Annotated in this window: 13 protein-coding genes; 8 read left to right on the top strand and 5 right to left on the bottom strand. The window is 66.8% G+C overall.

Going from position 1 to position 15,277, the window contains the following annotated elements:
• The first annotated feature begins 92 nt into the window (after window positions 1–92).
• Window positions 93–551: an Lrp/AsnC family transcriptional regulator gene (locus QWJ38_RS02420; RefSeq protein WP_290357439.1), complete on the top strand. Its 459-nt coding sequence runs from the start codon at window positions 93–95 to the stop codon at window positions 549–551.
• Between the two features lie 25 nt (window positions 552–576).
• Here the strand turns inward: QWJ38_RS02420 and QWJ38_RS02415 are convergent, their stop codons facing one another.
• The 5 genes from QWJ38_RS02415 to dnaA all read right to left on the bottom strand — a co-directional run bounded on the left by QWJ38_RS02415 (window position 577) and on the right by dnaA (window position 8,726).
• Entirely contained in the window at window positions 577–2,091 is a 1,515-nt protein-coding gene (locus tag QWJ38_RS02415) for a M48 family metalloprotease (protein WP_290357438.1), read from the bottom strand.
• A 127-nt stretch (window positions 2,092–2,218) separates the two neighbouring features.
• On the bottom strand, window positions 2,219–3,082 hold the full coding sequence (locus tag QWJ38_RS24000; RefSeq protein ID WP_350340432.1) for a GIY-YIG nuclease family protein: 864 nt from the start codon (window positions 3,080–3,082) through the stop codon (window positions 2,219–2,221).
• A gap of 292 nt (window positions 3,083–3,374) precedes the next feature.
• Entirely contained in the window at window positions 3,375–5,879 is a 2,505-nt protein-coding gene (gene gyrB / locus QWJ38_RS02405; RefSeq protein ID WP_290357436.1) for a DNA topoisomerase (ATP-hydrolyzing) subunit B, read from the bottom strand.
• A 112-nt stretch (window positions 5,880–5,991) separates the two neighbouring features.
• Window positions 5,992–7,116, bottom strand: coding sequence for a DNA polymerase III subunit beta (gene dnaN / locus QWJ38_RS02400; protein WP_290357435.1), 1,125 nt, complete (start codon window positions 7,114–7,116; stop codon window positions 5,992–5,994).
• A gap of 158 nt (window positions 7,117–7,274) precedes the next feature.
• On the bottom strand, window positions 7,275–8,726 hold the full coding sequence (gene dnaA / locus QWJ38_RS02395) for a chromosomal replication initiator protein DnaA (protein WP_290357434.1): 1,452 nt from the start codon (window positions 8,724–8,726) through the stop codon (window positions 7,275–7,277).
• 493 nt (window positions 8,727–9,219) lie between these two features.
• Between dnaA and rpmH the strand changes: the two genes are divergently transcribed.
• The 7 genes from rpmH to QWJ38_RS02360 all read left to right on the top strand — a co-directional run bounded on the left by rpmH (window position 9,220) and on the right by QWJ38_RS02360 (window position 15,269).
• Entirely contained in the window at window positions 9,220–9,354 is a 135-nt protein-coding gene (gene rpmH / locus QWJ38_RS02390; RefSeq protein ID WP_054021782.1) for a 50S ribosomal protein L34, read from the top strand.
• Between the two features lie 14 nt (window positions 9,355–9,368).
• Window positions 9,369–9,827 carry a ribonuclease P protein component gene (locus QWJ38_RS02385; RefSeq protein WP_290357433.1) on the top strand — a complete coding sequence of 153 codons (459 nt, stop codon included), beginning with the start codon at window positions 9,369–9,371 and terminating at the stop codon, window positions 9,825–9,827.
• 4 nt (window positions 9,828–9,831) lie between these two features.
• Window positions 9,832–10,164, top strand: coding sequence for a membrane protein insertion efficiency factor YidD (gene yidD / locus QWJ38_RS02380; protein WP_290357432.1), 333 nt, complete (start codon window positions 9,832–9,834; stop codon window positions 10,162–10,164).
• Window positions 10,161–11,885 carry a membrane protein insertase YidC gene (gene yidC, locus QWJ38_RS02375; protein WP_290357431.1) on the top strand — a complete coding sequence of 575 codons (1,725 nt, stop codon included), beginning with the start codon at window positions 10,161–10,163 and terminating at the stop codon, window positions 11,883–11,885. Before yidD ends, yidC begins: the two co-directional genes overlap by 4 nt.
• A gap of 275 nt (window positions 11,886–12,160) precedes the next feature.
• Entirely contained in the window at window positions 12,161–13,528 is a 1,368-nt protein-coding gene (mnmE, locus tag QWJ38_RS02370) for a tRNA uridine-5-carboxymethylaminomethyl(34) synthesis GTPase MnmE (protein WP_290357430.1), read from the top strand.
• Window positions 13,529–13,713: 185 nt separating this feature from the next.
• Entirely contained in the window at window positions 13,714–14,937 is a 1,224-nt protein-coding gene (locus QWJ38_RS02365) for a tyrosine-type recombinase/integrase (protein WP_290357429.1), read from the top strand.
• A gap of 92 nt (window positions 14,938–15,029) precedes the next feature.
• Window positions 15,030–15,269 carry a helix-turn-helix transcriptional regulator gene (locus tag QWJ38_RS02360; RefSeq protein ID WP_290357428.1) on the top strand — a complete coding sequence of 80 codons (240 nt, stop codon included), beginning with the start codon at window positions 15,030–15,032 and terminating at the stop codon, window positions 15,267–15,269.
• The last annotated feature ends 8 nt before the right edge of the window (window positions 15,270–15,277 follow it).

Here is a 15,277-nt window from a genome sequence, read left to right as displayed (position 1 = left end):
ATGTCGGCGATTGAGCGCAGAAAAGGCTTCCGTATTTGCTGTGGCTGAACGACACTGCAGCAAAGTTTTCTGAATCGAGCCGAGATCGCAAAATGGACCTGGACAAATTCGACATCGCCATCCTCGAAGCGCTGCAGCGCGATGCGCGCATCAGCCTGAACGAGCTGAGCAGTCAGGTCGGGCTGACCAGCTCGCCCTGCTGGACCCGCATCAAGCGCATGGAGGAGGCCGGCGTGATCGAGGGCTACTCGGTGCGCATCAACGCCGCCAAGTCCGGCCGTGGCGACACCGTGATCGTGCAGGCCACCCTGGACAGCCATACCGACGACGCGCTGATCCGCTTCGGCCAGGCGCTGGAGGCCATCCCCGAGGTGCTCGACGCCTATCTGGTCTCGGGCGACTACGACTACCTGATCCGCATCGCCGTCAGCGGCACCGCCGACTACGAGCGCCTCTTGCGCGAGCAGCTCTACAAGATCCCCGGCATCCGGCACACGAAGTCGAGCTTCGTGCTGCGGCAGCTGAAGGCAGGAAAGCTGCCGTTGAGGTGAGGCGGCCGGCGGGCCGGCGCGCCCCTCAGCGCACGACCTTGACCATGGCGCCCGGCCTGGGCTCGGGGCCGCCGCCGTAGACGCCGTTCATCAGCCGCAGCTGGGCCTCGGCCGTCGCCGCCGGCAGCGGCGAGGCCTTCGCCAGCTCGGCGAAGCCGCCGCGCGGATAAGGCACGGCCTGCACGCTCCAGGGCTGGGCCGCCTGGCGGTCGGCCGCGCTCAGCGCGCGGAAGGAGTTCTCGGCCTCGGCCAGCTCGGCCTGCGCGCGCTGGCCGGCCTCGGCGCTCTTGGCCGCATGCTGCAGCCAGTAGGTGCGCTCGCCGGGGCCGCTGACCAGGGTCAGCGTCACCGGGCGCGTCTGGCCCTGCTGGTTGCGCACGGTGCCGGTGAAATGCGTGGCGGCCAGGCCGTGGATCGTGCGGCGCTCGGTGCGGCCGTCGACGGGCTCCAGCACCTTGCGGATCACCTCCTCGTGCGTGCTGCCGGCCTTGGGCGGCACCATGCGCAGCACCAGGGCCGCGTCGGCGGCGCCGTTGACCAGCAGGATTGCGTCCTGCCCGTTCTGGATGGTCCAGCCCGGCGGGGCGGTCAGCGCGATGCCCAGCTGCTCGTGATAGAAGTTGCGCCCGCGCACCAGGCCCTGCTCGGCGCTGTCGCCGAAGCTCATGCCGGCGATCGCCTGCAGATAGCGCTCGCGGCCGTCGTCGGCATAGCCGGTCTGGGCCTTGTAGCGCGCCGCGTACTCGCGGATATCGGCCAGCCGCTTGTCGTTGGCCGGGTGCGAGGCCAGCCAGCCCGAGCCCGAGGGCGCCGCCTTGCCCTCGGCCTTGGCGCGGTCGGCGGCGAATTGCTCCTGGCGCTTGAGCACCTGGATCACGTCGATCATGTTCTGCGGGTCGTAATGGTTGCGCGACAGGTACTCGGCGCCGAGCTGGTCGGCCTGCGATTCCTGGTCGCGGCTGTAGGACGCGATATAGCCGGCCGCCGCCGTCTGCGAGACCTGGCTCGCCAGATTGCCGGCCCCGCTGAGGCCGCCCGCCTCCAGCACCGCGCCCAGCACGCTGGCCGCCAGCACGCCGATGCCGGCCGCCTGCTGGCGCGTCGCGCGCTGCGCGCCATGGCGCGCGGTGACATGGCCGATCTCGTGGCCCATCACGCCGGCCAGCTCGGCCTCGCTCTCCAGATAGGCCATGATGCCGCGCGTCACATAGACATAGCCGCCGGGCAGGGCGAAGGCATTGATCTCCGGGCTGTCGAGCACGGTGAAGGTCCACTTCAGGTTGGCGCGATGCGACTGCGCTGCCAGCTTCTGGCCCAGCCCGTCCACATAGGCCTGCAGCCGCGGGTTCGCGTAGACGCCGTACTCCTTTAGCACCTCGGCATGGCCCTTGGCGCCCTCCTGCACCTCGGCCGCCTCGTCCATCACCGAGCGCTCGGTCTTGCCCGTGACCGGGTTGACGACCTGGGTGCCGCAGGCGGACAGCAGCAGCAGGGGGGCGGCCAGCAGCAGCGGATAAAGGGGGCGCAAGGTCTTGCTCATCGCGATCCTCCATCGAGGCGGCCCGGGGTGGGCGCTGGGGTGGAGCATAGAGCGCATTGGGGGCAATCGGCGGGCCATATGGGCCGGGCCGATCGTCCCCCAACGCAGGGCTGTCGCGAAGAGTCGTCTAGCGCGAAGCCATCGCTTCCGACGCGCGCGACTCGTGTTGGCGGAGGAGGGTCAACAGCGGGTCGCCGCTGCGGTCCTCTTCGTTTCCGTTCGCAGCGTGGGGGAGGCCTTCCGGCATTGCCGTGCTTGCGGATGTCGCTGGCGCGCGTGCCTGTGAACCGTTTGAAGCGGCTGTCGAGCGCTTCGATTGGAGATTGGGGCTGCGTTCTGCAGGAGCTTTCTGACCTCTTGCCGTCGTGCGTTCAGCCGCCATCGACGACTGCGACTGCCGATCCGCTCGGTCCGAACTTTGCGAAGCGATCCAAATGACGCCAAATACCAATGAGGCCAGCACCAAGCGTCTGAAGCGTACGGGTCGGCGGCCTCCAAATCGATTGCGCAGAACCCTGGGAAGCGGCGAAGCCTGAGGGGCCGGTACCGGCAGCGCGGCCGGGGGCTGCGGTTGAGCACGGAATGTCGGGTACGGCCTTGGCGCCATCGAGGCCCTAGCTTGTGGGGCGGGCAGGGCCGCCGCCGCTTGATCTACCGCTGCGCAGATGCGGCGAATGACCGCTTGGGCGCGGCCGAGGTCGACCTCGAAGAACTCCTGACCCCGCTTGCCGCGGCGATGGACGGCGAGCTCGGTGAAGACATGCTGTTCGGCGAGACCACAATCGAGAGTGCGGGCCTCGAATACGCAGCGGAAGGTGCCCGGCGTTCCGGTGTTCGCATCGATATTCAGGTCGCGGGCGCGGGCACCGCCAGAGCGCTTGCTGCATCCGATCTTGATCCAGCCCTCCCGGAGTCCGTCGTTCTCCAGGATGTATACGACCCCTGCTACGCCGATGTTTTGGGCATAACCACCATTGGCGCTTTCCGCCAATTACCCCTCTTCATGGACTTTCTCTTCCTGCCAACCGCTTCGCTGCGGTCTTCGCGCGAGCTTAAAGGGAAGCTCGCGAGTCACCTCGGGCGCACATCACGGAACCCTTCGTCGAGCGCCGCCTCGACCGTGAAAAGCCAGATGCTTCGGTAGCAGTTAACGGAAGCAGCCGCCAAGACGGACGGCTTGCTTGGGCGTTACGACTCGCCAGGGTACCTACAATTGCGCAATGGCAGCCGCTACCAAACGGTGGCGACCTGCGGCCTGGGCAGTTCGACAATGATCAATCAGATCAAACGTCGATATTCGCCGCCCTCAGCGCATTGGTCTCAATGAAATCCCTGCGTGGTTCAACTTCGTCGCCCATGAGCATCGTGAACACCCGATCCGCCTCGATCGCGTCCTCGATCTGCACGCGCAGCAGGCGGCGCACCTTCGGGTCCATCGTCGTTTCCCACAGCTGCTCGGGGTTCATCTCGCCCAGGCCCTTGTAGCGCTGGCGGCCGACGCTGTTTTCGGCCTGCTGCATCAGCCAGCCCATCGCGGCGCGGAAGTCGCTGACGGCGCTTTCCTTGGCCTTCTCGCCCTCGCCCTTCTTCACCAGGGCCCCCTCGCCCAGCAGGCCCTTGAAGGTGCGGCCGGCTTCGGCCAGCACCTCGTAGTCGGCGCCGTGGACGAAGTCGGCGTTGATGATGCTCGAGCGCACATTGCCGTGGTGGCGGCGGCTGATGCGCAGGAAGAGCTTGTCGGTGCGGGTGTCGTATTCGCTGGTGACCTCGGCCTCGTGCAGCGCGGCCTGCATCGCGGTGGCGGCTTCCTCGGCGCTTTCCTTGGTGTCGAGGTTGATGGCCAGGCCGCCGGCCAGCACGCGCAGCGCCTCGAAGTCCATCCAGTTGGACAGGCGCTCGATCACGTTCTCGGCCAGCACGTATTTGCGCGCCAGTTCCTCGAAGACCTCGCCCTTCAAGACCGCGTCGCCGATGCCGGTGAACAGCTGCGCGTCCTGCAGCGCGACCCGCAGCAGGAAGGCGTCGAGCTCGCTGCCGTCCTTCAGGTACTGCTCGTGCTTGCCGACCTTGACCTTGTACAGCGGCGGCTGCGCGATATAGATGTGGCCGCGCTCGCAGAGCTCGGGCATCTGGCGGTAGAAGAAGGTCAAGAGCAGCGTGCGGATGTGGGCGCCGTCGACGTCCGCATCGGTCATGATGATGATGCGGTGGTAGCGCAGCTTGTCCGGGTTGAAATCGTCGCCGCCGGCGCCGCGGCCGATGCCGGTGCCCAGGGCGGTGATCAAGGTCAGGATCTCATTGCTGGTCAGCAGCTTCTCATAACGCGCCTTCTCGACGTTCAGGATCTTGCCGCGCAGCGGCAGGATGGCCTGGAACTTCCGGTCGCGGCCCTGCTTGGCCGAGCCGCCGGCGGAGTCGCCCTCGACGATGTAGATCTCGCACAGCGCCGGGTCCTTCTCCTGGCAGTCGGCCAGCTTGCCGGGCAGGCCCAGGCCGTCGAGCACGCCCTTGCGGCGCGTCATCTCGCGCGCCTTGCGAGCGGCTTCGCGGGCGCGGGCGGCGTCGAGGATCTTGCCGCAGATGATCTTGGCGTCGATCGGGTTCTCGAGCAGGTAGTCGGTCAGCAGGCGCGAGACGATGTCTTCCACCGGCGCGCGCACTTCGGAGCTGACCAGCTTGTCCTTGGTCTGCGAGCTGAACTTGGGCTCGGGCACCTTGACCGAGACGACGCAGGCCAGGCCCTCGCGCATATCGTCGCCGGCCACCTCGACCTTGGCCTTCTTGGCCAGGTCGTTATCGACGATGTACTTGTTCAGCACACGGGTCATCGCGGCACGCAGGCCGGTCAGGTGGGTGCCGCCGTCGCGCTGCGGGATGTTGTTGGTGAAGCAGAGGACGTTCTCGTTGAAGCCGTCGTTCCACTGCATCGAGACCTCGACGCCGATGTTCGTGCCCTGCTCCGAGATCTTGTCGCCGACGGCGTGGAAGATGTTCGGGTGCAGGGTGTTCTTGCCCTTGTTGATGAACTCGACGAAGCCCTTGACGCCGCCGGCGTAGGCGAAGTTGTCTTCCTTGTTGTTGCGCTCGTCGACCAGGCGGATCTTGACGCCGTTGTTCAGGAAGGAGAGTTCCCGCAGGCGCTTGGCCAGGATGTCGTAATGGAAGTCGTTGTTTTGCTGGAAGATCTCGGTGTCGGGCAGGAAGTGCACCTCGGTGCCGCGCTTGTCGGTGTCGCCGACGATGTGCATCGGGCTGACCTCGAAGCCGTCGCGGATCTCGATCAGGCGGTCCTGCGGCACGCCCTTCTTGAACTCGATCTGGTGCACCTTGCCGTCGCGACGCACGGTCAGGCGCAGATGCTTGGACAGCGCGTTGACGCAGGACACGCCCACGCCGTGCAGGCCGCCCGAGACCTTGTAGCTGTTCTGGTTGAACTTGCCGCCGGCGTGCAACTCGGTCAGCGCGATCTCGGCGGCCGAGCGCTTGGGCTCGTGCTTGTCGTCCATCTTGACGCCGGTCGGGATGCCGCGGCCGTTGTCGATGACCGAGATCGAGTTGTCGGTGTGGATGGTGACGATGATGTCGTCGCAATGGCCGGCCAGGGCCTCGTCGATCGAGTTGTCGACGACCTCGAACACCAGGTGGTGCAGGCCGGTGCCGTCCGAGGTGTCGCCGATGTACATGCCGGGGCGCTTGCGCACCGCCTCCAGGCCTTCCAGGATCTGGATCGAGCTGGCGCCGTAATCGCCGCCGTCGGCGGGCTGTTGCGGGGTGGTGTTTTCGCTCATCGGGGACTCTTCTCTCTCACTGCGGGGCCGCTTGGGGCGGCCCTTTAAAAGCACTTAAGCGGGCTGGATTCAAAATCCAGGCCCGCTACTGTTCTGTTCTCTGCTGCCGGCCTCAGATCCGCATCGGCATGACCACGTACTTGAATCCGGTTTGTTCCGGGATCGTGATCAAGGCGCTGGCGGCGCTGTCGTTCAGGTCGATGGACACCATGTCCTGGCTCATGTTCTGCAGCGCGTCCATCAGGTAGGTGACGTTGAAGCCGGTCTCGATTACATCGCCGCCGTAGTCGATCTCGATTTCTTCCTTGGCCTCCTCCTGCTCGGCATTGCTGGAGGCGATCGACAGCAGGCCCGGCTCGAAGCTGAGGCGCACGGCCTTGAACTTCTCGCTGGTCAGGATGGCGGCGCGCTGCAGGCTGGCCAGCAGCGGGGCGCGGCCCAGGGTCACATTGAACTTGTGGTTCTTCGGGATCACGCGGTTGTAGTCGGGGAACTTGCCCTCGACCAGCTTGGTGACGAACTCCATGCCGCTGAAGGAGAACTTGGCCTGGTTGCCGGCAAAGCGCATCTCGATCGGCTGATCGTCTTCCTCGTTCTTGCCGCCGTCCTTCAACAGGCGCATCAGCTCCAGCACCGTTTTGCGCGGCAGGATCACCTCCTGCTTCGGAATCTCGGTTTCCAGCTGCGCCTGGGCCAGGGCCAGGCGGTGGCCGTCGGTGGCGACCAGGGTGAGGCTCTTGCCCTCGGCGACGAAGAGGATGCCGTTCAGGTAGTAGCGGATGTCGTGGACCGCCATCGCGAAGTGCACTTGGTTGATCAGCGCCTTCAGCGTCTTCTGCGGCACGCTGAAGGCGGGGCCGAAGTCGGCCGCTTCCTGCACCAGCGGGAAGTCGTCGGCCGGCAAGGTCTGCAAGGTGAAGCGGCTCTTGCCGCCCTGCAGGGTCAGCTTGGATGCGTTGGCGGTCAGCGAGACGGTCTGGTCGGCCGGCATCGAGCGCAGGATGTCGATCAGCTTGCGCGCGCCGACGGTGGTCGAGAAATTGCCCTCGTCGCCGCCCAGCTCGGCGCTGGTGCGCACCTGGATCTCCAGATCGCTGGTCGTCAGCTCCAGCATGCCGCCGCTCTTGCGAATCAGCACATTGGCCAGGATCGGCAGCGTGTGGCGGCGCTCGACGATGCCGGCCACCGCCTGCAGCGCGCTCAGCACCTTGTCCTGGGTGGCTTTCAACACGATCATGTTTGAACCTCTCTCCGCTTTGTTTCGCGTGGCACGGCGCCCGCTCGGGGCAACAGTGCATTTTCACCTACTTATGGGCCGTTTTCCGCCCGGGAAAGCGCGCGAAGCGCGCTTCGCTAGAGCGCGCGGCAACGCGCTTCGCTCACCTCAACCGACGATCAGCCCTTCAACGTCTGCTCCAGCACATGCAGCTGCTGGTTCAGCTCGGTGTTCTTCTGGCGCTCGCCGCCGATCTTGCGCACCGCGTGCAGCACCGTCGTGTGGTCGCGGCCGCCGAACAGCTCGCCGATCTCGGGCAGGCTCTTCTGGGTCATCTCCTTGGCCAGGTACATCGCGATCTGGCGCGGCCGGGCGATCGAGGCCGGGCGCTTCTTGCTGTACATATCGGCGATCTTGATCTTGTAGAAGTCGGCCACCGTCTTCTGGATGTTCTCCACCGAAACCTGGCGGTTCTGGATCGACAACAGGTCCTTCAGCGCCTCGCGCGCCAGCTGGATATTGATTTCCTTGTGGCTGAAGCGGCTGTAGGCCAGCACCTTGCGCAGCGCGCCCTCCAGCTCGCGGACGTTGGCGCGCACATTCTTGGCGATGAAGAAGGCGACGTCCTCGGGCATCGGCGTCTGCTCGGCCTCGGCCTTCTTGATCAGGATCGCGACCCGCATCTCCAGCTCGGGCGGCTCGATCGCCACCGTCAGGCCGGCGTCGAAGCGGCTGGTCAGGCGCTCGTCGATGTCCACCAGGCCCTTGGGATAGGTGTCCGAGGTCATGATGATGTGGGCGCGCTTGGCCAGCAGGGCCTCGAAGGCGTTGAAGAACTCCTCCTGCGTGCGGTCCTTGCCGGCAAAGAACTGCACATCGTCGATCAGCAGCAGGTCCAGCGAGTGGTACTTGGCCTTCAGCTCGTCGAAGGTCTTGCGCTGGTAGTTCTTGACCACGTCCGAGATGAACTGCTCGGCATGCAGATAGAGCACGCGCGCATCCGGCTTGTCCTTCAGCAGCGCATTGCCGACCGCATGGATCAAATGGGTCTTGCCCAGACCGACACCGCCGTAGATGAACAGCGGGTTGTACATCGCGCCCGGCGCGCCGGCCACATGCAGGGCGGCGGTGCGTGCCATCTGGTTGGCGCGGCCCGGCACCAGGGTGTCGAAGGTCAGCGCCGGGTTGATGCGATGCCGGCTGGCGCTGGGCGGCAGCTGGGCGAGCGCCGGCTCGGCGGGCGGCGCGCTGATCGCCGCCGGGGTGGCGGCCGGCGCTGCCGCCACCGGGCGCAGGCCGTTGTGCAGCACCTGGCCGACGGCGATCGGCTGGCTGGCCGGCGCCGCCGCCACGCGGGTCAGCGGTTCGCGCGCGGCCAGCGCCAGGTCCAGCTTGGCCGGCTTGCCGGCCAGCTCGCTCAGGATGGCCTCGATGCGGCCGGCGTACTGGTTGCGGATCCAGTCCAGCTTGAAGCGGTTCGGCACGCGCAGCGAGATCACCAGGCCGTCGCCGGCTCCGCCGTCGGCCACGGTGGCCGGCGGCAGCGGACGGATCCAGGTATTGAATTGTTGTTCGGGCAGCTCGGCAGCCAGGCGTTCACAGCCGCGCTGCCACAGGTCTGCGCCAAGCATGTCTGCGCTCATTGTGGAAAACTTGTTCTAGAGCGGCCGGATTGTACGGATTTTGGGCCGCGAGATCGGGGGTTATCCACAGATTTTTTGCGTCGGTCAATCCCCGGCAAACCCGGGTGGTCGGCCGCGCGGAATTGACCGAGGGCTGAATCTTTGGTGTAATTGCGGGTTTTCCGGACGCAGGAAAGAGTGCATGGCGCCCGCTTGAAGGCCTGATCAGGCCTCGGGCAGGACGGTCCGCAGCTCTTTTCGCACAGGCGCCGGCAGGTGTTGGGTCGGGCTTGTTCACAGCCCGGTCGAGCGGCTTGCAGGCGCGGTGAACGCATCAGCGGCGCCCCGGCGCGGCAGCCATCAGCGGGTGCCGGCTTCGATCGGCCTGCCGACGAGCCCGGTGTTCGGGATGCCCACCGCATCCTTTGACTGATTGCCAACAACAGCTAGAGCCGACGCTAAGCATTAGCCGACGTCCTTCGATCCCCGAGAGGTTTCCATCATGAAGCGCACCTACCAAGCATCCAAGACCCGCCGTGCCCGTACCCATGGCTTTCTGGTCCGCATGAAGACCCGCGGCGGCCGCGCCGTCATCGCCGCGCGCCGCGCCAAGGGCCGCAAGCGCCTGGCGGTCTGAGTCGGATCGACGACATGATCGGCCGCATCGTGCGATCGGCCGACTTTGAACGCGTGCTGGGCAAGCCCAGCCGCGTGCGCAGCCACCATTTCGCGGTGCACCACCTCGCCGCTTGCCCCAGCCAACCGAAAAAGCCTGCCAAGGCTTTATCCACAGCTGTGGGCGAGTTATCAACAGGCGACGCACAAGCGCTCCACACCGCTGTGGATGAGTCGCCGCAGGCCTGCTGGCTGGGCGCCATCGTGCCCAAGCGCCATGCGCGCCGCGCGGTCACCCGCTCGCTGCTGAAACGCCAGATCCGCGCGGCCTTCGACGGCCAACCCGAACTGCCGCCCGGCCTCTGGGTGGTGCGGCTGCGTGCGCCCTTCGACAGCAAGCTCTTTCCCAGCGCCTCGTCCGAGGCGCTGCGCTCGGCCGCGCGCAGCGAGCTGAGCCAGCTGGTTGGCCGGCTGCTGCCGCGCCCGGCCCCCTGACGCCATGGCGGCCGAACCGGGTTCCACCCTCATCCAGTCCGCGCTGATCGGCCTGGTGCGCGGCTACCGCCTGCTGCTGAGCCCCTGGCTGGGCGCCTCCTGCCGCTTCGAGCCGACCTGCTCGGTCTATGCGATCGGCGCGCTGCAGCGCCACGGCGCCGCCGCCGGCGGCTATCTGGCGGCCGCACGCATCCTGCGCTGCAATCCCTTCTGCGCGGGCGGCCACGACGGCGTGCCCGACAATCCGCCGGCCCTGTTCCGCCGCCTGCTGGGCGGCCGGGCGGCGGCGGATTCCGCTCCCTCCTCCTCCTCTACCAATCCCGAAGCCTCCTCATGACTGATATACGCCGCACCGTGCTGTGGGTGGTGTTCACGATGTCGCTCGTCCTGCTGTGGGACGGCTGGCAGAAGCACAACGGCCACCCGTCGATGTTCAGCCCGGCCCCGGCCAAGCCGGTCGCGGCCAGCGGCCCGGCCGGCACGCCCGGCGCCGCGCTGCCGGCGCCAAACGCGCTGCCCGCCGGCAGCACGACGCCCGCCGCGGCGGCCCCGGCCGTGGCCGCCAGCGAGAAGCTGACGATCACGACCGACGTGATGACGGTCACCCTGGACACCCTGGGCGGCGCGGTCAGCCGCGTCGAGCTGCCGAAGTACCTGCACGCGCCCGAGCCGGCGCTGTTCGATCCGCTGCTCGAGAAGCTCGGCATGAAGGAGAAGCGGCAGGCCGCCGAGCAGCCCATCGTGCTGATCGACCCGGCGCGCAGCTACCAGGCGCAGTCGGGTCTGCTGGGCAGCAAGGGCGAGCAGCTGCCGACGCACCTGACGCCGATGATGGCCCAGCCGGGCGAGCGCAAGCTGGCCGACGGCGCCAAGGAACTGGTCGTGCGCCTGGAGTCGGCCGAGGTCGGCGGCGTCAAGCTGGTCAAGACCTATACCTTCAAGCGCGGCGACTACGTGATCGACGTCAAGCACGAGATCGTCAACGCCGGCGCGGCGCCGGTCGTGCCGCAGCTGTACCTGCAGCTGGTGCGCGACGGCCATGTCGAGCACAGCGGCCCGTCGATGGCCCCCAGCGCCTTCACCGGCCCGGCCGTCTACACCGAGAAGAACGCCTTCCACACGATCAAGTTCGAGGACATCGCCAAGGACAAGGTCGACATCCAGAAGAGCGCCAACGACGGCTGGGTCGCGATGGTCCAGCATTACTTCGTCAGCGCCTGGCTGCCCAAGGACAATAGCGGCGCGCGCGAGTTCTTCGCCCGCAAGGTCGCCGGCAGCGTGCCCGAGCAGTACGCGGTGGGCATGGTCTTCACCCTGCCCAGCCTGGCGCCCGGCGCCAGCACGACGCAGAACGACCAGCTCTTCGTCGGCCCGGCCGAGGAGAACAAGCTGGCCGCGCTGGCCCCCGGCCTGCAGCTGGTCAAGGACTACGGCATCTTCAAGGTGCTGGCGCAGCCGCTGTTCTGGCTGCTGAACCAGCTGCACGGCATCCTGGGCAACTGGGGCTGGGCCATCATCGCCCTGGTGGTGCTGCTGAAGATCGCCTTCTACTGGCTCAACGCGAGCGCCTATCGCAGCATGGCCAAGATGAAGGCCATCAACCCGAAGATCCAGGCGATGCGCGAGCGGCTGAAGGACAAGCCGCAGGAGATGCAGCAGGAGATGATGCGCATCTACCGCGAGGAGAAGGTCAACCCGGTCGGCGGTTGCCTGCCGATCTTCCTGCAGATGCCCTTCTTCATCGCGCTGTACTGGGTGCTGCTGTCGAGCGTCGAGATGCGCGGCGCGCCCTGGCTGGGCTGGATCACCGACCTGTCGGTGCGCGATCCCTACTTCATCCTGCCGCTGCTGATGACGGCCTCCAGCCTGTTCCAGGTCTGGCTGAACCCGAAGGCGCCGGACCCGATGCAGCAGCGCATGATGTGGATCATGCCGCTGGCCTTCAGCGTGATGTTCTTCGTCTTCCCGTCCGGCCTGGTGCTGTACTGGCTGACCAACAACATCTTGTCGATCGCCCAGCAGTGGATGATCAACAAGCAGCTGGGCGTGCAGAACTGAGCCCGGCCCGCGCTGCCAAGTAGCGCACAAAGCCCCCGACTGCCCCCCGCAGTTGGGGGCTTTTTTCTTGCAGGGCGCGGGACTCCAATGGGTTCATGCGGGGCAGATATCCGCAGCCGCCGGCACCCTGCGGCGGTGAGCGGAAGGGCATGAGAACGGGGCTCGCGCGAGCGCCCGGTCTAGCCTCCCCCGCGCCATTCATGGTCGTGGCGCAGCAGAAAAAGATGGCGGCCCTTGCTCCAGCGAGCGACGGCCGCCGTCCATAAAATCGCCCGATGCTCTCCCGCCACCAGGATCCCATCGCCGCCATCGCCACCGCCCCCGGGCGCGGGGCCGTCGGCATCGTGCGCGTCTCGTCGAAGCAAGACCTGGCCCCGCTGGTGGCCGCCATCTGCGGCCGCGCGCTGCGGCCGCGCGAGGCGAGCTACCTGCCCTTTCGCGACGCACGCGGCGATGCGATCGACCAGGGCCTGGCCCTGCTGTTCCCGGCGCCGCATTCCTATACCGGCGAGCATGTGCTGGAGCTGCAGGCGCATGGCGGCCCGGTCGTGCTGCAGCTGCTGCTGGCGCGCTGCATGGAGGCCGGTGCCGAGCTGAACATCCGCCTGGCCGAGCCGGGTGAATTCACCCAGCGCGCCTTCCTGAACGGCAAGCTCGACCTGGCCCAGGCCGAGGCGGTCAGCGACCTGATCGACGCCAGCACCGAGGCGGCCGCACGCAGCGCCAGCCGCGCGCTGTCGGGCGCGCTCTCGGACGAGGTCGGGGTGCTGCGCGATGCGCTGATCAAGCTGCGCATGCTGGTCGAGGCGACCTTGGACTTCCCCGAGGAAGAGATCGACTTCCTGCAGCAGGCCGACGCGCTGGGCCAGCTCTCCAGGCTCAGTGCCCGGCTCGACGCGGTGCTGGACCGCACCCGCCAGGGCGCGCTGCTGCGCGAGGGCATCAAGGTGGTGCTGGCCGGCCAGCCGAACGTGGGCAAGAGCTCGCTCTTGAATGCGCTGGCCGGGGCCGAGCTGGCCATCGTCACGCCGATCCCGGGCACCACGCGCGACAAGGTCAGCCAGACCATACAGATCGAGGGCGTGCCGCTGCACATCAGCGACACCGCCGGCCTACGCGAGACCGAGGATGTGGTCGAGAAGATCGGCGTCGCGCGCAGCTGGGATGCGATTGCCGAGGCCGACGTCGTGCTCTTCCTGCACGACCTGACCCGCGTCGGCGCCGCCGACTACGAGGCCGAGGACGCGCAGATCCGCGCGCGACTGGCCGCCGTCGACCCGGCCCGCATCGTCGAGGTCTTCAACAAGGCCGATGCCGCCGGCGCGCCGGCGCAAGGCCTGGCCCTGTCGGCCCGCACCGGCGACGGCCTGGCCGAGCTGCGCCGCCGCCTGCTCGAGCAGGTCGGCTGGCATGCGACGCCGGAGGGCCTGTTCATCGCGCGCGAGCGCCATGTGCAGGCGCTCAAGCGCACGCGCGAACATCTGGCGCTGGCGCATGGCGTGGCGACGCAGCAGCCGCCGGCGCTGGACCTGCTGGCCGAGGAGCTGCGCCTGGCGCACGACGCACTCGGCGAGATCACCGGCGCCTTCAGTGCCGACGAATTGCTGGGCGAGATCTTCAGCCGCTTCTGCATCGGCAAGTAGGACGGCATCTAACGCCACCCAACACTCTCCCGCGATTCGCTGGTAACGCATTGGCCTACAAGGGAATTTCCGTACAAGAACGTCCAAGACGCGCTGCCTTGATCCGGAAGATAATGAGTACACATTCGTGAACACACCCATGTGCTCATGGTGAATTTCTCCAATGTGTACTCACCGGAGGACCGATGCCGCTCACCGACAGTGCGATCAGGGCCTTGAAGCCTAAGGACAAGCGGTACACCAAAACCGACGACAAGGGGTTGGCGCTTGAGGTGTATCCGACTGGAGGGATGCTCTGGCAATTCCGCTACCGGCTCGACGGCAAGCAGGAGCGGGTGACGCTCGGCCGCTACCCGGCGCTGTCGCTGAAGATCGCACGCGCCATGAGAGACGAGGCCGCGACGCAGGTGGCGTTGGGTCAGTCGCCAGCGGCGCAGAAACAGCGCGCCAAGGCCGCCCAGGGCGAGGCCGTCACCGTCTCGACGTTCGGCGAACGGTTCTTCAAGGAGATCGTGGCCAAGGATCGGCGTGACACCACAATCCCGCGCCGGTACTTCGACAAGAGCATCGTGCCGGCCATCGGCTCCAAACTTGTCCAGACCGTCACGACGGAAGACGTTCGAGCCATCATCTGGCGCAAGAAGGACGCAGGCTACGACGCCGCCGCCGGCCAAGTTCGCGGTCTGCTCAAGCGGCTGTTCGACTACGCGATGACCTGCGGCCTGGCGACATCGAACCCGGTGCTGGCGCTACCGATGAGGCACGTTCACAAGCCCAAGGCGCGTGACAGGGTACTGTCCTCTGACGAGATCCGCGCCTTTCTCAGGGCGACGTACGAGTCGAACATCCGTCGCCAGTTCAAGATCGGCGTGCATCTCCTCCTGCTGACCATGGTGCGGAAGTCGGCACTGCTCCAGGCGCGCTGGAGTGAGGTCGATCTGGATGAAGGCTTGTGGCACATCCCGCCGGCGGCCGAGGGGCGCAACACGAAGAGCGACAAGCCGCACCTGGTCTACCTGTCGCGCCAGGTGGTGGAGTTGTTCCGCCAACTGAAGCCGCTTGCCGGTGGCAGCGAACTGGTGATTCCCGGGCGCAGCAGCCTGAACAAGCCGTTCGCGCATAACGCAATCAACTCGGCACTGAAGGTGGCGCTCCAGGGCCAGGAAATCGCGGCGTTCGTGATCCACGATTTCCGGCGCACTGCGTCCACGACCCTTCATGAGACAGGCTGGCCGTCGGACGTTGTCGAGAAGGCGCTGAATCACGTCATCGGCGGTGTGCGCGGCGTTTACAACAAGGCCGAGTACGCCGACCAGCGACGCGAGATGCTGCAGGTCTGGGCCGACCACGTCGACAGCTTGTTGAACGACGGCACCGTGATCATGGGCCGGTTCCGGCAGAGGGCCTGACTCTTTTTCGCGACGCCGGCGAATCGCGGATTGAAAACAGCCGCAGGCGGTTGCAATGAGGGCTCTTCACCAACGTCCAACTGGATACCAGAATGACCTACACGATCCTGCGCTTGCCCACAGTCGTGGCCCGCTCCGGCTGTGCTCGCTCTACCCTCTATCTGCGCATGTCGCAGGGCCTCTGGCCGAAGCAGGTCAACCTCGGCGCGCGCTCGGTTGGCTGGCCGGCGCATGAAGTCGACGCGCTGAATGCGGCGCGCATCGCCGGCAAGTCGGACGGCGAGATCCGCTCCTTGGTCCGTAAGCTCGAAGCTGCGCGCACGTCCGAATAGGCAGCGGA

The organism is Roseateles violae, assembly GCF_030410485.1.
GTDB lineage: Bacteria > Pseudomonadota > Gammaproteobacteria > Burkholderiales > Burkholderiaceae_C > Roseateles_D > Roseateles_D violae.
Note: the sequence above shows the minus strand (reverse complement) of the source record. Positions and strands in the feature narration are given on the sequence as shown.